This is a genomic window from Ramlibacter sp. (assembly GCF_035627355.1).
In the GTDB taxonomy this organism is placed as follows: domain Bacteria; phylum Pseudomonadota; class Gammaproteobacteria; order Burkholderiales; family Burkholderiaceae_C; genus Ramlibacter.
Genome location: NZ_DASPLW010000007.1, coordinates 102,295 through 124,150, shown reverse-complemented (window position 1 = coordinate 124,150; position 21,856 = coordinate 102,295). Strand labels below are relative to the sequence as shown.

Genomic DNA, 21,856 nt, shown 5'->3' with positions numbered 1-21,856 from the left:
CGCGTCAGCGCACCTTGAAGAGCGGCTGGAGCACCTCGCACTCCAGCAGCGGCCGCACCCCGCCGCGCAGTCCCCGGGCCAGCACGTCGAAGACCTCGTCGTGGACCGTGGCGAGCCGGTCGAGGTCGTCTTCGCCGTGCGCGTAGCTCATGTTGTAGGTGCCGTAGGCCAGCACGCCGCGGCGGAACACTTCCTGCATGTACAGGGTCTTGAGCTCCCACAGCGTGGTGCCGCGGGCATCCTTGAACTGCAGGAAGGACCACGAGGGATGGCCCGAGAGCGACAGGGCATCGTCCAGGCCGTGGCGGTCGATCGCTGCCTGCGTGTCGCGCAGCAGCCGCTCCCCGCGGGCGCGCAGCGTCGGGATGACCGGCTCGCGCTCCAGCTTGCCCATCGTCGCCAGCGCCGCGGCGAGCGACAGCGTCTCGCCGCCGAAGGTGAAGGAGAAGAACACCTCTTCCATCAGCTTCATCACGTCCGCCCGGCCGGCGACCGCGGACACCGGATAGCCGTTGGCCAAGCCCTTGCCGAAGGTGGCGAGGTCGGGCGTGACGCCGAACACCTCCTGCGCGCCGCCCAGCGCGTAGCGGAAGCCGGTGATGGTCTCGTCGAAGACCAGCAGCACGCCCTCGCGTCGGCACAGCGCCTGGACGGCCTGCAGGAAGCCGGGTGCCGGCTCGACGAGGTTCATCGGCTCCAGGATCACCGCTGCGAACTCGCCGGGATGCGCCGCGAAGAGCTTCTGCAGGGAATCCGGATCGTTGTACGTCCAGGTGTGGGTGAGCGCCCGCACGGCACCCGGCACGCCCAGGTGCCGCGCGGTGGATCCGATGTACCAGTCCTGCCAGCCGTGGTAGCCGCACACGGCCACGCGTTCGCGCCCGGTGAACGCACGCGCCAGCCGGATTGCACCTGAGGTGGCATCGGAGCCGTTCTTGCCGAAGCGCACCTTCTCGGCGCAGGGGACGAGCCGCACGATCTTTTCGGCCACTTCGATCTCCAGCTCGGAACTGAGCGTGAAGATGGTCCCGCGCTGCAACTGCGCCTGTACGGCGCGCGTGACGTCCGGGTCGCAATGGCCCAGGGTGACCGAGCACTGCGCGTTGATGAAGTCGATGTATTCGTTGCCGTCCACGTCCCAGACCCGGCTACCCAGCGCGCGATCGGCGAAGTAGGGCGAGACGCCGCGCGGGTACTGGGTGCGGCTCTTGCTGAAGGTCTGCGCGCCGAGCGGGATCACCCGTTCGGCGCGGTCCAGCATGGCCTCGGACTTGCTGTATCGGTTCATGGCCTGCCTTCGAGCGGGACGTAGCCGCCGGCTTCGTCCTTGTAGAGAACCTGGATCGCCAGCCGCTCGCCGGGGTCCGGATGGAAGCCGTTGCCGGCATGCGAGAAGGGGCGCTTTTCCGCCAGGACGTACTGTGGAAATCCCAGGAACAGTTGCGCGTGATCGGTCTTGTAGCTGGCCACGTCCTGCGCATGGCTGTAGCGGCGCGCCACCGGCGGACCCGGATCGAAGTCCACGATCGCGAGGAAGCCCCGGTTCTTCAGCACGCGGTCGGCCTCGGCCACGACGCGAGGCAGCAGCGGCCGGTCCGTGACGTAAAGGCAGAAGCCGAACCACACGAGATCGAAGCTGGCGTCGGCGAACGGCAGCGCATCGGCGGTCCCCACCCGCAGGTCGAGCTGCGGGAAGTCGCGCAGGCCGGCGGCGATGGCGGCCTGCGAGGGATCGATGCCGGCGCCGCGGCAGCCGCGTGCGCGGCGCAGCCGCTCGAGGTTGAGCCCGTTGGCGCAGCCGATCTCCAGGACGCTGGCGCTCGCTTCCACGTACTGCTGCACCGTTTCCAGCGCCAGGGTGCCTTCCCCGGCGCGTGCCGGGTCGTAGCCGGCCGCATTGCGGCGGAAGTAGGCGTCGCCCTCGCCGGCGAGGAAGATGTCGCGCTGGCTCATGGTGCGGCGGGTTGGAGTGCGTCCTGCGCCAGCGAGCGCAGGTAGCCTTCGTTGCGCCCGTGCGTGGCGTTGAGGGTGCCGAGGGAGGGCAGGCGTGCGAGCAGCGCCTGCACGTCGCTAGTGCCGAAGTCCGGATTCACCGGATAGAGATGCTCGAACACCTGCGAGACGAACACGAAGTCGGCGGGCTCGTCCACCGTCCAGCGCAGCGCGGACAGATCGGGATCGTGCCGAACGTCAGCCAGCCGATAGCGCTGCGGCTGCGTGTGCAGGAAGGGGGTGACGTGCTCCCGTTCGCTGGGCTTGCGCGCCTCGCGCCAGGCTTCCTCCAGCGCTGCGAAGCGCATGCATTCGACGTCCAGTCCATCGGGCCAGGTGGGATGCAGGGCGTTGGAGGCGTAATCCACGCCGGGCGCTTGCGCTGCGCGCACGACCTGGTCGATGACCGCGGGATCGCTCAGGGGGCAGTCGCCGGTCAGGCGGACGAGGTACTGCGGCCGGTGCGGGCGCGCCGCCTGCACCATCCGGTCCAGCACGTCGTCGGGACTGCCGCGATACACCGCCACTCCCAGTTGCCGGCCGAGTTCGGCCACGGGGTCGTCGACGGCATTGGTTCCGGTGGCCAGCACCAGCAGGTCGATGGTGGTGCAGCGGCGCACCCGCTCGATCTGGTGCTGCAGCAGGGGCTTGCCGCAGGTGCGCAGCAGCACCTTGCCCGGCAGGCGGGTCGAACCCATGCGGGCCTGCACGACGGCGACGGTGCGGCCGGGGACGGAAGCGTTCAAAGGTTGGTCCACTGGCGGGGATCGGTGAAAGCCGGATTGTCCACTGCCCACCCGGACCAGTCGCCAGCAGGGACAGCGGCCCAGGCGGCCAGCAGGGCGGCGATCTCGGCGCGGGACGCGGCGCCGATCACGGCGACGGCCAGGGCCGGCTGGCCGCGGAAGAACGAGAGGCAGGCCTGCACCGGCTGCAGTGCCCGCCTGCGGCATTCGTCATGGAAGCGTTGTGTCCACGCCGCTTGCGCCGGAAAGCGCCCGGCCACGAAACCGGGATCGGCCAGCAACAGGCCCTGCAGGTACAGCGACCGGGCGTGCAACTCGATGCCGGCATCGGCGAGCCGTGCCACCGTACCGTCCGCCAGCAGCCGCTGGTCGGCGATGCTGGCGGGCAACTGCACCACGTCCAGCGCATAGCGTTGCAGCAGCTGCCGGGCCTGCGGGCCGTCGTAGATCGAGGCGCCGATCCGGCGTACGCGGCCCTGTTGCTGCTGCTCGCGCAGCCAGCCGTAGAGCGCCTCGCCGCCGGGCACCAGCAGGTCGTCGGCGTGGTGGACCAGCAGGGAGTCGACGGCGCCCAGCGCCGCGAGCGAGCGCTGGAAGGCCGCGTCGACCTGAGCCAGTGCCTGCGAGTCGATGGCGGGCAGTCGCAGCGGCATGGTCTTGGTGATGACGCGCCAGGCTCGCTTCGGCCGGTGCGCGAAGGCCTGGCCGAGGCCGGCCTCGCTGCTGCCGTAGGCCGGCGCTGTATCCAGCATCCGCACCCCGCCGGCCCAGGCTGCATCGAGCATGGCTTGCGCTTCGGCGGCTGGCACCCGGCCGGATTCATTGGTGATGCCGTAGTCCAGCCCGAGCTGGGCGGTGCCCAGGGCGAGTTGCTGCCCCGAGGGTGTCACGCGAGTGCGGCCTGCACGGCCGCGATGACCGCATCGGTGTCTGCGTCCGTCATGCCGGCATGCAGGGGCAGCGTGATGGCCCGCGCATAGTAGGCCTCGGCGGCCGGGAAGTCCCCGTCGCGGAAGCCCAGGGCGCGGTAATAGGGCTGGGTGTGGATCGGGATGTAGTGCACATTGACGCCGATCCCGCCCGCGCGCAGCTCGTCGAACACCGTGCGGCGCTCGCGCCCGGCCTCGGGCGCCAGCTGGATCGGGTAGAGGTGCAGGGCCGAGCGGCCGTCGCGGTCGGGCGCGGGCAGCCACAGCGGCAGCTGGGCCAACCCCCGGTCGTAGCGCGCGCGGATCGCCTGCCGACGGGCCAGGAAGGCTTCGATGCGCCCCAACTGGCTCGTGCCGAGCGCGCCCTGCAGGTCCGTCATGCGGTAGTTCCAGCCCAGGGCCACCTGCTCGTAGTACCAGGAGCCATGGGGGGTGCCGCCCATCTGCGAAGGATCGCGCGTCATGCCGTGCGAGCGCGCGAGTTCCATGCGCCGGGCGAGTTCGGGCCGGTGGGTGAGCGCCATGCCGCCCTCGCCGCTGGTGATGATCTTCACCGGGTGGAAGCTGAACACGGTGATGTCGGCCCAGCCGTGCCCGCCCACCTTGTGCCCGCGGTAGGTGGCGCCGATCGCGTGCGACGCGTCCTCGACGATGGCGAATCCGTACCGGTCCGCCAGTTCGCGCATGGCCTGCAGGTCGGCCGAGCGGCCGGCGAAGTCCACCGGGATCAGCACCTTCGGCAGGCGGCCGCGGGCGGCGGCTTCCTCCAGCTTGCGGCGCAGCGCCGGCACCGACAGGTTGAGGTCGTGCGGGTCGATGTCCACGAAATCGACCTCGGCGCCGCAGTAGCGGGCGCAGTTGGCCGAGGCGAGGAAGCTGTTCGGGCTGGTCCAGGCGAGGTCGCCCGGGCCCAGATCCAGCGCCAGGCAGGCCACGTGCAGGGCGGAGGTGGCGCTATTGACCGCGACCGCATGCGGCGCCCCGACGTAGTCCGCCACCGCCCGCTCGAAAGCCGGGACCGCCGGGCCCTGCGTGAGGAAGTCGGAGCCGAGCACGGCCCGCACCGCCTCCATGTCCTCCGCGGAGATCTGCTGGCGGCCGTAGGGGATCATGCGGCGGGTGCCTGGGCGAGGCGGTTGAACTCGCGGATCTCCGCGGGCGTGAGGAAGTGGCTGTTGCTGGCCGAGTTGTATTCGTAGCCCTGGGGGACCGCGTGCCCACGCTCGCCCAGCCCGTCCTCCGTGTAATCGGTCTCCACGTTGTAGAAGCGGATGGTCGGTCGGAGCACGAAATGGCGCGGGAATTCCAGCGTCAGGTGCGAGTCGTCGGCGGGGCACATGATCTCGTGCAGTTTCTCGCCCGGGCGCACGCCGATGGTGTGCGTGGGCAGCCCCGGCGCCATCGCCTCGGCCAGGTCGACCATGCGGATCGAGGGGATCCGGGGCACGAAGATCTCGCCGCCGCGCATGCGGGCGAAGTTCTCCAGCACGAAGTCCACGCCCTGCTGCAGGCTGATCCAGAAGCGCGTCATGCGGGGGTCGGTGATGGGCAGGCTCTTCGCGCCCTCGCGCAGCAGCCGCTCGAACAGCGGCACCACCGAGCCGCGGGAGCCCACCACGTTGCCGTAGCGCACCACGGCGAACCGGGTGGGACCGCCGCCCACCATGTTGTTGGCGGCCACGAACAGCTTGTCCGACGCCAGCTTGGTCGCGCCGTACAGGTTGATCGGGTTGGCGGCCTTGTCGGTGGAAAGGGCGATCACCTTCTGCACGTTGTTGGCGATCGCCGCCCGGATCACGTTCTCCGCCCCGTGCACGTTGGTCCGAATGCACTCCATGGGGTTGTATTCGGCGGCGGGAACCTGCTTCAGGGCCGCGGCGTGGATCACGAAGTCGACGCCGCGCATGGCCTGCATCAGGCGCTGGTCGTCGCGAACGTCGCCGATGAAGTACCGCATCTGGGGGCCGTCGATGCGCTGCTGCATCTCGTACTGCTTCAGCTCGTCGCGAGAGAACACGATGACGCGCGCCGGCCGGTAACGTGCGAGCAGGGTCTGCACGTAGCGCTGGCCGAACGACCCGGTGCCGCCCGTGATGAGAATGGACTTCTGGTTGAACATCGTCGCGTGGCGGTTGAAAGACAATAGGATACTTCCATGCCCATCCGCCGCCCGTCGCCACACGCCCTGATCGGCGCGCTGCAAGCCCTGGCGGACGTGTCGCTCCTGCTGGTGGCCTGGTGGCTCGCGTTCTGGCTGCGCTTCAACCTGGACGTGCCGGGCGAGTACGCCTGGCTCGCCTTCGTCTCGGCTCCGGTATGCGTCCTGAGCTACGTGATCGGGCTGGGCGTGGCCCGGGCGCACCGGCAGTCCTGGAGCTTCATCGGGCTGGCGGACCTGCGCCAGCTCGCCGTCGGCGTGCTGCTGGGGGCGATCCTGTCCTCCGCTGCCATCCTGATGCTGCGGCTGGAGTACTTCCCGCGTTCGGTGCTGCTGCTGCAGCCGCTGCTGGCCCTGCTGCTACTGGGCGCCGTGCGTGCCGCCTGGCGCACCATGGCGGAGCGCAGCGGCGCCGAGGGCTCGATGCGGCCGGTCGTGATCGTCGGATCGCTGCAGGACGCGGCAGGCGCGCTGCGCAACGTGAAGGGCTCGCCCGACTGGCTGCCCGCGGCCATCGTGTCGCCGGTGGCGGCCGAAGTGGGCCGCTCGCTCCAGAGCGTGCCCGTCCTGGGGCGGGTGGCGGATCTGGAACGGATCTGCCAGTCGGTTTCGGCCGCCGCCGTGCTGGTGGCCAGCCCGCCCGGTGCGCCGGACCGGCGCGAGGCGCTGATGATGGCCGCCGGCGCGCGCATCAGCCTGCTGACCGTCCCCCGCGCGGACCAGTGGCTCGCGCCGGAAGCCACCGGGCTGCGCCAGGTGGAACTGGAGGACCTGCTCGGACGCGAGCCGGTGCAACTGGACGTCGCGGGACTGGCGGAACTGTTCTCCGGCCAGGTGGTGCTGGTCACGGGCGCAGGCGGCTCGATCGGCGCCGAGCTGTGCCGGCAGGTGGCGCGGTTCGGCGTCGGCCGCCTCGTCTGCGTGGATGTCTCCGAATTCGGCATCTACCAGCTGGAGCAGCAGCTGAGGCAGGCCCACCCGGCGATGCAGGGCGTGTACTACACCGCCAACGTGCGCGAGCCGGAGCGGCTGCGCGCCATCTGCCTGCAGCACCGCCCGGCGGTCGTCTTCCACGCGGCGGCCTACAAGCACGTGCCGCTGATGGAGCAGCACAACGAGATCGAGGCCTTGCGCACCAACGTGCTGGGCACCCTGCATGCCGCGCGAGCGGCCGCCGCCTGTGGCGCCCGTCGCTTCGTCATGGTGTCCACCGACAAGGCGGTGAATCCCACCAACATCATGGGCGCCAGCAAGCGGCTGGCGGAGCTGCTGGTGCAGGCGGTGGCCCGCGGCGAGCAGGGTGCGACCGAATTCGTCTCCGTGCGCTTCGGCAACGTGCTGGGCTCCAGCGGATCGGTCGTGCCCTTGTTCACCGCCCAGATCGCGCGCGGGGGGCCGGTGACGGTGACGCACCCGGAGATCGTCCGCTATTTCATGACCATCCCCGAGGCGGCGCAGCTCGTGCTGCAGGCCGGGCTCATGGGCCGCTCGGGTCAGATCTTCGTGCTGGACATGGGCCAGCCGGTGAAGATCGTGGAGCTGGCGCGCATGCTGATCCGGCTGTCGGGCAGGACCGAGCAGGAAGTGCCGATCGCCTACACCGGGCTGCGACCGGGCGAGAAGCTGTACGAGGAACTGCTTGCGGACCGCGAGACCACGGAGCCGACGCCGCACGCCAAGCTGCGCATCGCCAAGAGCGAGAGCCCGCTGCCCGACATCGGCGAGGTGGCGGGCTGGATCGAACACGCCGGCCCGCATCCATCGCCGGACGCCGTGCGCGAATGGCTGCGCGAGCACGTGCCGGAGTACCGCGCGGCCGAGGCCAGGGCGGCGGTGCCGGTGTAGCCGGGGCCGCCTGGGCGCAAGCTACGAAGCGATCCCCGTCTTCGCCAGCACGTCCCCCACCAGCTCCAGCCGCAGCAGCGGGTTGTTCAGTTCCATCAGCCGCTGCTTGAGCGGGACCGGCAGCGGCAGCAGCTCGCACCAGCGGTTGGCGACCCAGCCGCAATCGTCCAGCCGCCAGGGCGGCGCGATCGGGATCGGTTCGTTCGCGGCGGATTTCTCCTGCAGCGAATGGATCAGTCGGCCCAGCGCGGTGGACGTCGGCTGCAGGTCCTCGGGCACCGGCACGACCAGGTCCGGATCGAGCTGCTGCACGTCGGCCACCCACAGGCCATGCCTGAGCTGCTCGCTGGAGCCGATCCGGAAGCGCTGCCCGCCCAGGATGCGGACCATCATCAGGCCGGGCCGTGGATGTTCGAGCGTCTCGATCGTGGCCAGGGTGCCCACCGTGGCAAACGATTCCGGCCCGCTCCCGGGGCGGCGCACCTCCTCGCCCTGCACCAGCGACACCACGCCGAACGGCGCGCCGGTACGGTGGCAGCGGCCGATCATGTCGAGGTAGCGCACCTCGAAGATGCGCAGGGGCAGCAGGCCACCCGGAAACAGCACCGTGCCCAGCGGGAACAGCGGCAGCGACTGCAGGTTGAGGGCGGCGGCCAAGGATGGGATCCGGGGTGACGCCGCTATCATCCCACGCGAACTGCGACGGCGGGGCAATGGGCTACCAAATCCTTTCATTCCTACTCGATGTGGCCACCGGCCTGCTGGGCGGCGCCTGCCTGCTGCGGCTGTACATGCAGCGCCAGCGCGTGCCCTTCGGCAACCCCGTCGGCCGCTTCGTCTTCGCGCTGACCGACTGGATCGTGCTGCCGCTGCGCAAGGTGCTGCCGGCGGTGGCGCGCTGGGATACGGCCAGTGTCGTCGCGGCCTACCTGGTCGAGCTCGTGCAGTACGCCATCCTGTGGAGCCTGTTCGCCGGCGGGACCGGGTTCGGCGTCGTGTTCGCCATGGCGCTGTATGGCCTGGTGCGGCTGGTGCTGTCGGCGCTCACCGCGCTGGTGATCGTCTATGCGATCCTGTCCTGGGTGCAGAGCGATTCCATGCTGACCGACATCGTCGACCGCCTGTGCGCGCCGCTGCTGCGGCCGTTCCGGCGCGTCATTCCGCTGGTGGGCGGCATCGACCTGTCGCCGCTGGCGCTGCTGGTGCTGCTGCAGGTGCTGACGATGGTGCTGGCCGCGGTGTTCCGGCCCATCCTGTAGCGTTGCCGCCGCTGTGCGGCCTGACCTGCGAGGTCGGCGCTGCAGCGGAGGCGAAGCCGACGCTCAGATCACGGCGTCGGCCGGCTGGCGCAGCAGCATGGCCAGCGTGTGCGCCACCTTCTGGCGCAGTTCGCGCCGGTCGCAGATGAAGTCTACGGCGCCCTTCTGCTGCAGGAACTCGGCGCGCTGGAAGCCCTCGGGCAGGGTTACCCGCACGGTCGATTCGATCACGCGCGGGCCGGCGAAGCCGATCAGTGCCTTGGGCTCGGCGATCACCACGTCGCCTACGAAGGCGAAGCCGGCGCTCACCCCGCCCATGGTCGGGTCGGTCAGCACGCTGATGTAGGGCAGGCCCTTGCGGGCCAGCCGCGTCAGGGCGGCGTTGGTCTTGGCCATCTGCATCAGCGACAGCAGGCCTTCCTGCATCCGGGCACCGCCGGTGGCGGTGAAGCAGACGAAAGGCACCTTCTGCTCGACGGCGCTCTCCACGCCGCGCGCGAAGCGCTCGCCCACCACGCTGCCCATGCTGCCGCCCATGAAGTCGAACTCGAAGGCGGCCGCCACCAGGCTGATGCCGTGCACGGCGCCGCCCATCACCACCAGCGCGTCGGTCTCGCCGGTGTTCTCCAGCGCTTCCTTCAGCCGCTCGGGGTAGCGCCGGCTGTCCTTGAACTTGAGCGCATCCACCGGCAGCACTTCCTGCCCGATCTCCCAGCGGCCTTCCGGGTCCAGGAAGGCGTCCAGCCGGGCCCGGGCGCCGATTCGATGGTGGTGGCTGCAGGTGGGGCAGACGTTCTGGTTGTGCTCGAGGTCGGTCTTGTACAGCACCGTCTCGCAGCTGGGGCACTTGACCCACAAGCCTTCGGGCACGCCGCGGCGTTCGTTGGGATCGATCGGTTGGATCTTGGGGGGCAGCAGTTTCTCGAGCCAGCTCATGGGCGGGTGCTCCTGGGCAATCGGTTGATTCTATGAGTCGAGGGCCTGGCGGATCTCGCGCAGGAAACCGGCGGCGGCAGCAGCGACGGCGTCGCGCGGCTGGTCCTCGATCAGCTGGATGATCCGGGTGCCGATCACGACCGCGTCGGCCACGCGTCCGACGGCGCGGGCGCTCTCGGCATCGCGGATGCCGAAGCCGACCCCGACCGGGATGTGGACGTGCTCGCGGATGCGCGGCAGCATCTGCTCGACGGCGGAGGTGTCCAGGTGCCCGGCGCCGGTCACCCCCTTGAGCGACACGTAGTAGACGTAGCCGCTGGCCACGCGGGCCACCTGCCGCATGCGCTGCGTCGTGCTGGTGGGCGCCAGCAGGAAGATCAGGTCCAGGCCGGCCGCCTTCAGCGTGGCGGCGAAGGCCTCGCATTCCTCCGGCGGGTAGTCCACCACCAGCACGCCGTCGACGCCGGCCGCCGCGGCATCGCGCGCGAAGGCGCCGACGCCGTGGCCGAGCTCGTAGCGCTCCACCGGGTTGGCGTAGCCCATGAGCACCACCGGCGTGCGGCTGTCGCGTTCGCGGAAGCGGCGGACCATGGCGAGCACCTGGGCCATGCCGATGCCGGCCGCGAGTGCCTTCTCGCCGGCCTTCTGGATCACCGGCCCGTCGGCCATGGGGTCGGAGAAGGGCACGCCCAGTTCGATGACGTCGGCGCCCGCTTCCACCATGGCGTGCATCAGTTCCGGCGTGACGTCCGGGTAGGGGAAGCCGGCGGTGACGTAGGGGATGAGGGCCTTGCGCTTGGCGGCGGCCAGTCGGGAAAAGGTGGCGGCGATGCGGCTCATTGCGCGCCGCCTTTCACCTTCAACCCACGCATGGAGGGGCGATCGTAGAAGTCCACGCCCGCCAGGTCGGCCACCGTGCCGATGTCCTTGTCGCCGCGGCCGGACAGGTTGACCAGGATGCTCTGCTCGGGCTTCAGGGTCTTCGCCAGCTTCATCGCGTAGGCCACGGCATGGCTGGATTCCAGCGCCGGGATGATGCCCTCGGTGCGGCACAGGTAATGGAAGGCGTCCAGCGCCTCCTGGTCGGTGATGCCGACGTACTCGGCACGGCCGATGTCCTTCAGCCAGGCATGCTCGGGCCCGACGCCGGGGTAGTCGAGCCCCGCGCTGACGCTGTGCGTCTCGGTGATCTGGCCGTTGGCGTCCTGCAGGATGTAGGTGCGGTTGCCGTGCAGCACGCCGGGGCTTCCGCGCTGAAGCGAAGCCGAATGCTTGCCGCTGTCCAGTCCCTGGCCGGCGGCTTCCACGCCGACCAGGCGCGTCGCTTCGAAGGGGATGTAGGGGTGGAAGATGCCCATGGCGTTGCTGCCGCCGCCCACGCAGGCCACCACCACGTCGGGCTGGCGCCCGGTCATCTGCGGCATCTGTTCCAGGCACTCGTTGCCGATCACGCTCTGGAAATCGCGCACCATCATCGGGTAGGGGTGCGGGCCCGCCACCGTGCCGATGATGTAGAAGGTGTTCTCCACGTTGGTGACCCAGTCGCGCATGGCCTCGTTCAGCGCGTCCTTGAGCGTGCGGCTACCCGATTCGACCGGCACCACGCGGGCGCCCAGCAGGTTCATTCGGTAGACGTTGGGGCTCTGGCGCTTGACGTCCTCGCTGCCCATGTAGACCACGCACTCCAGCCCGTAGCGGGCGCAGATGGTGGCGGTGGCGACACCGTGCTGGCCGGCACCGGTCTCGGCGATCACGCGCGGCTTGCCCATGCGGCGCGCCAGCATGGCCTGGCCGATCACGTTGTTGATCTTGTGGGCTCCGGTGTGGTTGAGGTCTTCGCGCTTGAGGTAGATCTGCGCGCCGCCCATCTCGCGGCTCATGCGCTGCGCGTGGTAGATGGGCGAGGGCCGGCCGACAAAATGGGCGAGTTCGTAGCGGAATTCGGCCAGGAACTCCGGGTCGTGCTGGTAGCGGCCGTAGGCGGCGCGCAGTTCGTCGATGGCGTGGGTCAGCGTCTCGCTGACGAAGCTGCCGCCGTAGGGGCCGAAGTGGCCGGCGGCATCAGGCTGAGGAGAGGAGGGCATTCGGGGACCTTGCAAGAAGTGCGTCGGCCGCGCGGACGGCGGCGACGAACCGATGGATCTTGTCCGGGTCCTTGACGCCCTTGGACGCCTCGACCCCGGAGCTCACATCAACGGCCAGCGTCCTGCAACGCGGCCGTACTTGCACGATGCCATCGGCCACGTTTGCAGGTGCCAGTCCACCAGACAAGACGAGGTGAGCGTTGACGCTTGGTGGAAGCCGTGACCAATCGAATGCCTTGCCGCCGCCGCCGTAGCCCTCGACATGGGCGTCGAGGAGCAGGCATCGGGCGCTGGGGTAGGAAGCCACGAATTTTAGCAAGTCGAAGGATTCCGGCGCCTGCAGGGGTATGCGCGCCGCCCGCATCCAGGGGTGCAGGCCATGGTCGCTGGCGGCGTCGCATTGCTCGGGCGTTTCGTCGCCGTGGAACTGCAGCATGGCGCCGGGTACGGCCCGGGCGGCGGCCTGCACGACCTGCGGCTCCTCGTTGACGAACAGGAGCACCGGGGTCACGAACGGTGGCAGCCGCCGCGCCAGCTCGGCCGCCCGCTGCGCAGTCACGAACCGCGGGCTTTTCGGGTAGAGGACGAAGCCGACCGCATCGGCGCCGGCCTCGACCGCGGTGTCCACGTCCCGCTCACGCGTGAGGCCGCAGATCTTGATCCGCGTGCGCGGACTCGGCAGGGAGTGGGCTGCGCTCATGGCAGCCAATCATAAGCAGCGGTGCGATCCGGCAAGCCCCAGCGGGGTTCGTATACGGGCCCGAGGAAATACAGGCCATCCGGCGAGAAGGTGGGCGCGGCGGCGTCCCGGCTGCGCGCGGCCAGTACCTCGTCCATCCATTGCGGCGGCTGCAGCCCCTGGCCGACCTGCACCAGGCAGCCCATGATGTTGCGGATCATGTGGTGCAGGAAGGCGTCGGCTTCGAACTCGAAACGCCAATAGGGGCCGCGGCGCGTGATCTCGATGCGCCGCATGGTCTTCACCGGCGACTTTGCCTGGCAGGCCGAGGCCCGGAAGGAGGTGAAGTCGTGCTGGCCCAGCAGCCGCTGGGCGGCATCCCGCATCGCCGCTTCATCCAGCGGCCGGAACACCCAGCCCGCGCGGCCTGCTTCCAGGCTGGGGCGCACCGGCGACTCCAGCAGCACGTAGGCATAGCGCCGGGCCAGCGCGCTGGCACGCGAATGGAATGCGTCGGGCACCGGCTGCGCCCACTGCACCGCGATGTCGGCCGGCAGGTAGCGGTTGGTTCCGCGCACCCAGGAGAAGGCGGTGCGCTCGACCGCGGTGTCGAAATGGACCACCTGCATCAGGCCGTGCACGCCGGCATCGGTGCGACCGGCACAGACGGTGGAGACGGGCTGGTCGGCGAAGCGGGCGAGCGCCGTCTCGAGATGGTCCTGGACCGTGCGGCCGGACGGCTGGCTCTGCCAGCCGTCGTAGGCCTGCCCGAGGTAGCTGATGCCGAGTGCCCACCTCATGGGCGGCGCGCGCGAGGGCGCGGGATCAGCCGATCTCCGCCAGCAGCTTCTGGGCGCGGGACTTGAGCTCGCCCGAGGCCTCGGCGATCACTTCCTGCGCGAGGCTGCGAGCCCCGTCGGCGTCGCCGATGGCGTTGAACTCCTCGGCCAGCGCCAGCTTGGTGGCCAGCGGGTCGTCGCCGTTGCCGGCGTCGAGGTCCAGCCCGGCGGTACTCAGGCCGGAGTCGGCGGCGGCCGGTTCGGCATCGCCAGCGGCGGCCGGCGCGGGGCTGGCGGCGGCGGGCGTGTCCAGGTCCAGCGACAGTGAACCGAGATCGAACTCGATCATGCCGCCATCGGAGGCAGACGGTGCCGGGGCAGCAGCAGCGGGGGCCGGAGCGGCCGCAGGCACGTCCAGCGAGCCCAGGTCGAAGCTGAGGCTGTTGTCGTCGGCGGGCGCCGCTTCCGCCGCTTCCGCCGCATCCAGGCGGATCGGCTCGATGGCGGGCGGATCCAGGTCGGGGGCCGCGGCCGGCGCGGCAGCTGGCGTGTCCAGGCCGAAGTCCATGTCCAGCGCCGGGGGCTCGGAAGCGGTCGGCAGCAGCGTGGCGTCCGGGTCCATGGCCGGCGGGCGTGCACCCGGCAGCAAGGTGGCGTCCGGGTCCAGGCTGGCGGCCGGAGCCGCCGCGGCCATCATCGGCGCAGCCGGCTCCGCGCCCGAATCGTCGAGCGAGAAGTCGAGGTCCAGGTCGAGGTCGACCGCACTGGAAGCCGGCTCCTCCGGCACGGCGGGCTGCCGCGCGGTGGCCATGCCGATCGCCGCTCCGGCGGCTGCAACGCCGCCGGGCTGGCCGCCCGGCTGGTACATCGCATTGGACGGATCGAGCTCCAGCCCCATTTCGCAGATGTGCGCCCACTCGGGCCCCTGGCCCTGCGCCAGCTCGAAGGCCTCGCGGGCCAGCTGCTCGAAGGCCTTGGCGTCCTGGCGCTTGGCGTAGATCTCCAGCAGCTTGGTGTGGATGGCGATGCGCTGCGGATTGATGCGCAGGGCTTCCTTGAGGATCTCCTCGGCCTGGAGGTCGCGACCGTAGGCGAGGTAGACGTCGGCTTCGGCCACCGGGTCGACGTCGCCGGCGGCGTCGAGCTGGCTGGGCGAATAGACCATCGACGAGCCGGTGGGCGTGCCCTCCGCCGTGTCGATGCGCTGGCCGCCGCTGGCGCCGAAGAAGGAGTCCGGCTGCAGCCGGCTCTCCAGGAAGGAACTGTCGACCTGCGTGGCCCGGCGGCGCTGGACCAGCTTCCAGACGCCCAGGCCGAGCAGCAAGGCCAGGATGCCGCCGCCGGCAGCCGGGATCAGCGGGTTCTCGAGCAACTCGTCGGTGAAGCTGGGCTCGGCCACGGGGGCCGGTGCGGCGGCCGGCTTGGGCGCGGCAACCGCCGGGGTTGGCTCAGGCGCGGGAGCGGCGGGTGCAGGGGCCGAAGCGTCTGCCGCGGGAGCCGAGGCCGCTGCTGCAGGCGCCGAGGCGGGCGCCTCTGCGCTGGCGGCCACAGGCAAACTGGCCGCTCCGGCGGTTGCCTCGGCGGGAGCGCTGGCGGGTGTGGCCGCGGCGGGCGTGGCAGCCGGTGCGGATGCCGGCGCCGCGGGAGTGACACCAGCCGGGGCCGGCACTGCCACGGAGCCCAGCGCGGGGCCGGAAGCCGGCTGCGCCGCGGCAGGCGCGGCGCTGGCGGCGGCGCCCGGGACCGCTCCGCTGAGCTTGTTCAGCTCGCTCAGGTTGCGATTCAGTTCTGCCACCCGGGTGGCGGCGTCCTGTTCGGCGCGGCTGCGGGCGATCTGGTCGGCGCTGGCCTTGTCCTGCACGCCGCCCTTGGACAGGGTCAGCTTGTCGGGCGAAGCCGCCGCAGGCCGCTTCTCCTCGACCTGCGCCTGGATGCGGCCGCTGGCTTCGCGCTGCGAGCGTGCCGCGGGAGCGGCGGCCACGCCATCGGCGAGACGGCGTCGGAATTCGTTGAAGTCGCGGCTCTGGGCCACCACCATGCGGCGGGCCTCGGCCGGGGCGACCGAGCGGGCCTGCTCGGCCGTGGGCATGTCCAGCACGGCGCCCGCCCGCAGGCGGTTGACGTTGCCGTCGATGAAGGCATCCGGGTTGGCGCGCAGCATGGCGATCAGCATCTGGTCGAGCGACACGCTGCCAGGCTTGTGGATGCCGGCGATGCCACCGGCGGTGTCGCCGGCCTGGACCGTGACCTGCCGCGGCTCGGCGCTGCGAGCCGCGGTCGCAGGTGCGGGCGCCGGCGCTGCGACCGAGGGCGCCCGGCTGGCGGTCACCGGAGCGCTGCGCTGCGGCGTCACCGGCGCCGGGGTCACCGAGCGCTGCGGTGCAGGCGTGGTGGAGGGCGACACCTGCGCCGCCAGCGGCGCGCGGTTCTGGCGCATGCTGGGCGGGTCGAACAGCATCGTGAAGTCGCGCACGATGCGGCCCGATGACCAGGTGGTCTCCAGGATCAGGTCGACGAAGGGATCATTGACCGGACGCTGGCCGGTCAAGCGCAGGAAATGGCGACCATCGGGCCGCTTCTCCAGCGTGATCGTCAGGCCCGGCAAGGCCGGGCTGAACTCCATGCCGGCCGCGCGGAAGGCGTCCGGCGTGGCCATGTTGACGCGCAGGGTGGCGACCTCATCGGGGGTGATCTCGGGCAGGTCGATGTCCGCGCGCAGCGGCTCGCCCAGGGCAGACTGGACCGTGATGCGGCCGAGCGCGAGGGCTTGCGCCGGCGGGCTGGGCAGGCTGAACAAGGCGGCCGCGGCGAGCGCCACTGCATGGGCTTGCCACGGCCTTTTCGTCTTGTGTGTTGGAGTCCCCACCGCTCGGTCTGCAGGCAGTTTTGTTCTCATCATGCGGACATTCGCCTCGAGACGGATATAGCTAAAACGACCATAGCATCAATGTCTTAGGGCGACAAGCTGAGACAAGGCTTAACGTCCGGAGCCCGCTGTCGAACCCGACAAGGCCGGAGCTCATGTTGCCACTCGACAACGAACTGTAAGGCGGCCGTTACAGGCTCCACCGTCGGCTCGGCACGCCGGTGGAGCGTGCGCGGATCAGGCCTCCAGCAGGATGCGCAGCATGCGGCGCAGCGGCTCGGCCGCGCCCCACAGGAGCTGGTCGCCGATGGTGAAGGCGCCGAGGTACTCGGGACCCATCGCCATCTTGCGCAGGCGTCCGACCGGGATGCCCAGGGTGCCGGTGACGGCCACCGGCGTGAGGTCCTTCATCGTGGCTTCGCGCGTGTTGGGCACCACGCGCACCCACTCGTTGTCGGCCGCGATCATGGCCTCGATATCGGCCAGCGGCACGTCCTTCTTCAGCTTGAAGGTCAGCGCCTGGCTGTGGCAGCGCATGGCGCCGACCCGCACGCAGAAGCCATCCACCGGCACGGCCGCGTTGCCGAAGCCGGGGCCCTGGCCGAGGATCTTGTTGGTCTCGGCGCCGGCCTTCCACTCCTCGCGCGACACGCCGTCGCCCAGGTCCTTGTCGATCCAGGGGATGAGCGAGCCGCCCAGCGGCACGCCGAAGTTCTCGGTCTCGGCCCCGCTCATCGATTGCTGGCGCGACAGCACCTTGCGGTCGATCTCGAGGATGGCGGACTTGGGGTCGTCCAGCAGCGCCTTGACCTCGGCGTTGAGCGTGCCGAACTGGGTCAGCAGTTCGCGCATGTGCTGGGCGCCGCCGCCGGACGCGGCCTGGTAGGTCATGCTGCTCATCCACTCGACCAGCCCGGCCTTGTAGAGCGCGCCCACGCCCATCAGCATGCAGCTGACGGTGCAGTTGCCGCCGATCCAGTTGCGGCCGCCCTTGGCCAGCGCGCTCTTGATCACCGGCAGGTTGACCGGGTCAAGCACGATCACCGCGTCGTCCTTCATGCGCAGCGTGGAGGCGGCGTCGATCCAGTGGCCGTTCCAGCCGGCGGCGCGCAGCTTGGGAAACACCTCGGTGGTGTAGTCGCCGCCCTGGCAGGTGATGACGATGTCGCACTTCTTCAGCGCCTCGATGTCGAAGGCGTCCTTCAGGGTCGCCTCGTTCTTGGCCTGGGCGGGTGCCTTGCCGCCGGCGTTGGAGGTGGAGAAGAAGACCGGTTCGACCAAGCCGAAGTCGCCTTCGGCCTGCATGCGGTCCATCAGGACCGAGCCGACCATGCCGCGCCAGCCGACCAGGCCGACCAGCGGTTGTTGTGCCTTGGAGAGTGCCATCGTCATACGCCTTTCAGTTGATCCGTTTCCCCCGGCTCGTCTCGCCGGGGGACAGGCGCGCGACGAACCGGAGCTTGCTAGCCCTTGGTGGTTTTGGTGGTGATCGCGGCCACGACGGCGTCGCCCATGGCGCGGGTGCCGACCTTCGTGGTGCCTTCGGAATGGATGTCCGCCGTGCGCAGCCCCGAGGCGAGCACCTGCTTCACCGCGGATTCGATCCGGTCGGCGGCTTCGGGCTGGTTCAGGGAGAAGCGGAGCATCATGGCGGCGGACAGTATTGTAGCCAAGGGGTTCGCAATCCCCTGGCCGGCGATGTCCGGCGCGCTGCCATGGCTGGGTTCGTACAGGCCCTGGTTGCGCTCGTTCAGGCTGGCCGAGGGCAGCATGCCGATCGAGCCGGTGAGCATGGCGGCTTCGTCCGAGAGGATGTCGCCGAACATGTTGCCGGTGACCACCACGTCGAACTTCTTGGGCGCCCGGACCAGCTGCATGGCGGCGTTGTCCACGTACATGTGGTCGAGCTCGACGTCCGGATAGTCCCTGGCGACTTCCGTGACCACGTCCTTCCACAGCTGGAAGGTCTCCAGCACGTTGGCCTTGTCCACGCTGGTCACGCGCTTGCCGCGCTTGCGGGCGGCCTGGAAGGCGACGCGGGCGATGCGCTCGATCTCCGGGCGCGTGTAGCGCATGGTGTCGAAGGCTTCCTCGGCGCCCGGGAAGTGGCCATCGGGTGCGCTGCGGCGGCCGCGCGGCTGGCCGAAATAGATGTCGCCCGTGAGCTCGCGGATGATCAGGATGTCCAGCCCGGCCACCAGTTCCGGCTTCAGGCTGGAGGCATGCGTGAGCTGCTCGTAGCAGATCGCCGGGCGGAAATTGGCGAACAGGCCCAGGTGCTTGCGCAGGCCCAGGATGGCCTGTTCGGGGCGCAGCGCGCGCTCGAGCTTGTCGTACTTCCAATCGCCGACGGCGCCGAACAGGATGGCGTCGGCCTCCCTGGCGAGCTCGAGCGTGGACTCGGGCAGCGGATGGCCGTGCGCCTCGTACGCGGCGCCGCCGACCGGCGCGGTCTCCATCTCGAACTTCAGGTCCAGGGCATCCAGCACCCGGACCGCTTCGGCCACGATCTCCGGCCCGATGCCGTCGCCGGGCAGTACTGCAATCTTCATCTCGCGATCATCCGTTCAGGGTGTGGGCCAGCCAGGGCTTGCTGGCCAGGCGCCGCGCTTCGTAGGCCTTGATCTTGTCGGACTGGCGCAGGGTCAGGCCGATGTCGTCGAAGCCGTTGAGCAGGCAGTACTTGCGGAAGGGCTGCACGTCGAAGGCGATCTCGCTGCCGTCCGGCTTGACGATCACCTGCCGCTCCAGGTCGATGGTGAGCTCGTAGCCAGGGAAGGCCTGCACCTCGTCGAACAGCTTCGCCACCGTGGATTCCGGCAGCACGATGGGCAGCAGGCCGTTCTTGAAGCTGTTGTTGAAGAAGATGTCGGCGAAGCTGGGGGCTATCAGGGCGCGGAAGCCGTACTGGTCGAGGGCCCAGGGCGCGTGCTCGCGCGAGGAGCCGCAGCCGAAGTTCTTGCGCGCCAGCAGGATCGAGGCGCCGCTGTAGCGCGGCTGGTTCAGCACGAAGTCCGGGTTGGGCTTGCGGCTGGCCGGGTCCTGGCCCGGATAGCCGGCGTCCAGGTAGCGCCACTCGTCGAACAGGTTGGGGCCGAAGCCCGTCTTGCGGATCGACTTGAGGAACTGCTTGGGGATGATCGCGTCGGTGTCGACGTTCTCGCGATCCATGGGGGCGACTAGGCCCTTGTGTACGGTGAACTTTTTCATGGGAGTCAGTGCCCGCGTTGCGGGTCGCCCTTTCTAGTCGGTCGGGGACAGAGCACCTGCGCTTCGCTTCGGTGGTCTGTCCCCTGTCTCAATCAGTCTGGGACAGAGCACCTGCGCGTTGCTTCGGTGGTCTGTCCCCGAGGTATTTACTTTTTCTTGGCCGCGTCCTCGATGGCGCCGCCGGCCTTCTGGATGTCCTGGCCCATGCCCTTGACGGTGTTGCAGCCGGCCAGCAGCACGGCCAATGCGAACAGGGCGGCGATCTTCTTCACGGACATGGGCTCTCCTCCTCAGATGAATTGGCGGACGTCGACGAAATGGCCATGCACCGCCGCGGCGGCGGCCATGGCGGGGCTGACCAGGTGCGTGCGGCCCCCGGCACCCTGGCGGCCTTCGAAGTTCCGGTTGCTGGTGGACGCGCAGCGCTCGCCGGGTTCCAGCCGGTCGGCGTTCATGGCCAGGCACATGGAGCAGCCCGGCTCGCGCCACTCGAAGCCGGCCGCCTTGAAGATCTCGTGCAGGCCCTCGCGTTCGGCCTGCTCCTTCACCACGCCGGAGCCGGGCACCACCATGGCCAGCTTGACGTTCTTCGCCACCTTCCGGCCCAGCTTCTTCACCACGGCGGCGGCCTCGCGCATGTCCTCGATGCGGCTGTTGGTGCACGAGCCGATGAACACCTTGTCGATGACGATGTCGTTGATCGGCTTGCCCGGCTCCAGGCCCATGTAGGTCAGCGCACGTTCGATGGCGCCGCGCTTGGTGGCGTCCTTCTCCTTGTCGGGATCGGGCACGCGCGCGTCCACGCCCAGCACCATCTCGGGCGAGGTGCCCCAGGTCACCTGCGGAATGATCTTCGCCGCGTCGAGCTCCACCACGGTGTCGAACTTCGCGTCCGGATCGGAGTGCAGGGTGCGCCAGTAGGCGACGGCCTGGTCCCATTCGACGCCGGTGGGGGCCAGCGGGCGGCCCTTGACGTACTCGATGGTCTTGTCGTCCACCGCCACCATGCCGGCGCGGGCGCCGGCCTCGATGGCCATGTTGCAGACCGTCATGCGCCCTTCCATCGACAGCGAGCGGATGGCGGAGCCGCCGAACTCGATGGTGTAGCCGGTGCCGCCGGCGGTGCCGATCCTGCCGATGATGGCCAGCACGATGTCCTTGGCGGTCACGCCGCGGGGCAGCTGCCCCTCGACCTTGACCAGCATGTTCTTCGCCTTCTTGGCCAGCAGGGTCTGGGTGGCCAGCACGTGCTCGACCTCGCTGGTGCCGATGCCGTGGGCCAGCGCCCCGAAGGCGCCGTGGGTGGAGGTGTGGGAGTCGCCGCAGACCACCGTCATGCCCGGCAGGGTGGCGCCCTGCTCGGGGCCGATCACGTGCACGATGCCCTGGCGCTTGGACAGGAAGGGGAAGTAGGCGGCCGCGCCGAACTCGCCGATGTTGCGGTCCAGCGTGGTGACCTGCTCCTTGCTGATCGGGTCGTCGATGCCGTCGTAGCCACGCTCCCAGCCGGTGGTCGGCGTGTTGTGGTCGGCGGTGGCCACCACCGAGCTGATGCGCCAGACCTTGCGGCCGGCTTCGCGCAGGCCCTCGAAGGCCTGCGGGCTGGTGACTTCGTGGACCAGGTGGCGGTCGATGTAGAGGATGGCCGTGCCGTCTTCCTCGGTGTGGATGACGTGCTCGTCCCAGATCTTGTCGTAGAGGGTGCGTGCCATGGGTGCTTCCGGCTGAACCGGCCATTTTATCGGCCGGGTTGGGCGCCGCTCTGCCGTAAGGGCACCCGCGAGGAACCTGCTCCATCGTCCCCCCCGGCGCGCCCCGTTGACAGCGGCCGCCGCCGCCCCGCAGCATGGTGGCCGGACAAAGCCATGACGATCCGCGCCTGCCTCCTGCCCCTGGCTGCCGCGCTGGCCTGCACGGCGGCGGCGCAGGAGCGCCGCAACTGGTTCGACGACCCCTTCGTGCAGGCCACCTCGGGCCTGCCGGGCTGCCCGGTGCCCGCTCCGCCCGGCATGACCGAGGAGGAGATGAGGGAGCAGGCCCACGTGCGGGCCCAGCACGGCAACAGCTGCTACCGCTCCGGCCGCTGCCGGCTGCCCAATTCCTACCTCTACGACAAGGAACTGATCCCCCGGGTGGCGCAGTACCTGCGCCTGGACGGGCGCTTCGACGACACCAGCGTGTGGGTGCTCGGGGAGCGGCGACTCGTCACGCTCATGGGCTGCGTTCGATCCGGGCAGCAGGCCGAGGGCCTGGAGCGGGCGGCCATGCAGGTGGACGACGTGATGGGCGTGGTGAACCTGCTGATGGTGGGAACGCAGGACCAGCCGCGCTACCGGCTACCCTGAACCGGCGCCGCACGGCGGTCCGGCTGCG

General features: G+C 70.0%; 21 protein-coding genes. 3 read left to right on the top strand and 18 right to left on the bottom strand.

Annotated features, from left to right (window positions below; genetic code table 11):
* Positions 1-4: 4 nt before the first annotated feature.
* From VEC03_RS02020 to pseB, 6 genes are read right to left on the bottom strand one after another with little or no spacing between them, the layout of a single operon-like run.
* Positions 5-1,288, bottom strand: a complete 1,284-nt coding sequence (locus VEC03_RS02020; protein WP_324912461.1) for an aminotransferase class III-fold pyridoxal phosphate-dependent enzyme — start codon at positions 1,286-1,288, stop codon at positions 5-7.
* A complete protein-coding gene (locus VEC03_RS02015; protein ID WP_324912460.1) occupies positions 1,285-1,953 on the bottom strand; it encodes a class I SAM-dependent methyltransferase in 669 nt (222 codons plus the stop codon). Before VEC03_RS02015 ends, VEC03_RS02020 begins: the two co-directional genes overlap by 4 nt.
* On the bottom strand, positions 1,950-2,738 hold the full coding sequence (locus VEC03_RS02010) for a glycosyltransferase family protein (RefSeq protein WP_324912459.1): 789 nt from the start codon (positions 2,736-2,738) through the stop codon (positions 1,950-1,952). Before VEC03_RS02010 ends, VEC03_RS02015 begins: the two co-directional genes overlap by 4 nt.
* Positions 2,735-3,628, bottom strand: coding sequence for an aldo/keto reductase (locus VEC03_RS02005; RefSeq protein WP_324912458.1), 894 nt, complete (start codon positions 3,626-3,628; stop codon positions 2,735-2,737). The genes VEC03_RS02010 and VEC03_RS02005 overlap by 4 nt, the downstream gene beginning before the upstream one ends.
* Positions 3,625-4,779 (bottom strand): UDP-4-amino-4,6-dideoxy-N-acetyl-beta-L-altrosamine transaminase, encoded by a 1,155-nt coding sequence (pseC, locus tag VEC03_RS02000; protein ID WP_324912457.1) that lies wholly within the window; start codon positions 4,777-4,779, stop codon positions 3,625-3,627. Before pseC ends, VEC03_RS02005 begins: the two co-directional genes overlap by 4 nt.
* Positions 4,776-5,786 (bottom strand): UDP-N-acetylglucosamine 4,6-dehydratase (inverting), encoded by a 1,011-nt coding sequence (gene pseB / locus VEC03_RS01995; RefSeq protein ID WP_324912456.1) that lies wholly within the window; start codon positions 5,784-5,786, stop codon positions 4,776-4,778. Before pseB ends, pseC begins: the two co-directional genes overlap by 4 nt.
* 36 nt (positions 5,787-5,822) lie before the next feature.
* Here pseB and VEC03_RS01990 point away from each other — a divergent pair, with 36 nt between their 5' ends.
* Positions 5,823-7,670, top strand: a complete 1,848-nt coding sequence (locus tag VEC03_RS01990) for a nucleoside-diphosphate sugar epimerase/dehydratase (protein ID WP_324912455.1) — start codon at positions 5,823-5,825, stop codon at positions 7,668-7,670.
* Positions 7,671-7,691: 21 nt separating this feature from the next.
* Here the strand turns inward: VEC03_RS01990 and VEC03_RS01985 are convergent, their stop codons facing one another.
* Entirely contained in the window at positions 7,692-8,327 is a 636-nt protein-coding gene (locus VEC03_RS01985; protein WP_414708443.1) for an LON peptidase substrate-binding domain-containing protein, read from the bottom strand.
* Between the two features lie 56 nt (positions 8,328-8,383).
* On the opposite strand from VEC03_RS01985, the gene VEC03_RS01980 reads away from it, so the two are divergent.
* Positions 8,384-8,929, top strand: coding sequence for a YggT family protein (locus tag VEC03_RS01980; RefSeq protein WP_324912453.1), 546 nt, complete (start codon positions 8,384-8,386; stop codon positions 8,927-8,929).
* A 63-nt stretch (positions 8,930-8,992) separates the two neighbouring features.
* On the opposite strand, the gene accD is transcribed toward VEC03_RS01980, so the two are convergent.
* From accD to leuC, 11 genes are all read right to left on the bottom strand, one after another.
* Positions 8,993-9,865, bottom strand: a complete 873-nt coding sequence (gene accD / locus VEC03_RS01975; RefSeq protein WP_324912452.1) for an acetyl-CoA carboxylase, carboxyltransferase subunit beta — start codon at positions 9,863-9,865, stop codon at positions 8,993-8,995.
* 30 nt (positions 9,866-9,895) lie between these two features.
* A complete protein-coding gene (gene trpA, locus VEC03_RS01970; RefSeq protein WP_324912451.1) occupies positions 9,896-10,705 on the bottom strand; it encodes a tryptophan synthase subunit alpha in 810 nt (269 codons plus the stop codon).
* Entirely contained in the window at positions 10,702-11,949 is a 1,248-nt protein-coding gene (gene trpB / locus VEC03_RS01965; RefSeq protein WP_324912450.1) for a tryptophan synthase subunit beta, read from the bottom strand. The genes trpA and trpB overlap by 4 nt, the downstream gene beginning before the upstream one ends.
* Positions 11,927-12,649 carry a phosphoribosylanthranilate isomerase gene (locus tag VEC03_RS01960; protein WP_324912449.1) on the bottom strand — a complete coding sequence of 241 codons (723 nt, stop codon included), beginning with the start codon at positions 12,647-12,649 and terminating at the stop codon, positions 11,927-11,929. Before VEC03_RS01960 ends, trpB begins: the two co-directional genes overlap by 23 nt.
* Entirely contained in the window at positions 12,646-13,428 is a 783-nt protein-coding gene (truA, locus tag VEC03_RS01955; protein ID WP_324912448.1) for a tRNA pseudouridine(38-40) synthase TruA, read from the bottom strand. Before truA ends, VEC03_RS01960 begins: the two co-directional genes overlap by 4 nt.
* Before the next feature lie 25 nt (positions 13,429-13,453).
* Positions 13,454-16,225 (bottom strand): FimV/HubP family polar landmark protein, encoded by a 2,772-nt coding sequence (locus tag VEC03_RS01950; protein WP_324912447.1) that lies wholly within the window; start codon positions 16,223-16,225, stop codon positions 13,454-13,456.
* 285 nt (positions 16,226-16,510) lie between these two features.
* On the bottom strand, positions 16,511-17,659 hold the full coding sequence (gene asd, locus VEC03_RS01945; protein WP_324912446.1) for an aspartate-semialdehyde dehydrogenase: 1,149 nt from the start codon (positions 17,657-17,659) through the stop codon (positions 16,511-16,513).
* Positions 17,660-17,736: 77 nt separating this feature from the next.
* Complete coding sequence (gene leuB, locus VEC03_RS01940; protein ID WP_324912445.1) at positions 17,737-18,825, bottom strand: 3-isopropylmalate dehydrogenase; 1,089 nt, start codon at positions 18,823-18,825, stop codon at positions 17,737-17,739.
* Positions 18,826-18,832: 7 nt separating this feature from the next.
* Positions 18,833-19,483, bottom strand: a complete 651-nt coding sequence (gene leuD, locus VEC03_RS01935) for a 3-isopropylmalate dehydratase small subunit (protein ID WP_324912444.1) — start codon at positions 19,481-19,483, stop codon at positions 18,833-18,835.
* A 146-nt stretch (positions 19,484-19,629) separates the two neighbouring features.
* Entirely contained in the window at positions 19,630-19,761 is a 132-nt protein-coding gene (locus tag VEC03_RS01930; RefSeq protein WP_324912443.1) for an entericidin A/B family lipoprotein, read from the bottom strand.
* A 12-nt stretch (positions 19,762-19,773) separates the two neighbouring features.
* Positions 19,774-21,195, bottom strand: coding sequence for a 3-isopropylmalate dehydratase large subunit (gene leuC, locus VEC03_RS01925; RefSeq protein ID WP_324912442.1), 1,422 nt, complete (start codon positions 21,193-21,195; stop codon positions 19,774-19,776).
* A 153-nt stretch (positions 21,196-21,348) separates the two neighbouring features.
* On the opposite strand from leuC, the gene VEC03_RS01920 reads away from it, so the two are divergent.
* Positions 21,349-21,828, top strand: a complete 480-nt coding sequence (locus VEC03_RS01920) for a BON domain-containing protein (RefSeq protein WP_324912441.1) — start codon at positions 21,349-21,351, stop codon at positions 21,826-21,828.
* Positions 21,829-21,856: the final 28 nt, after the last annotated feature.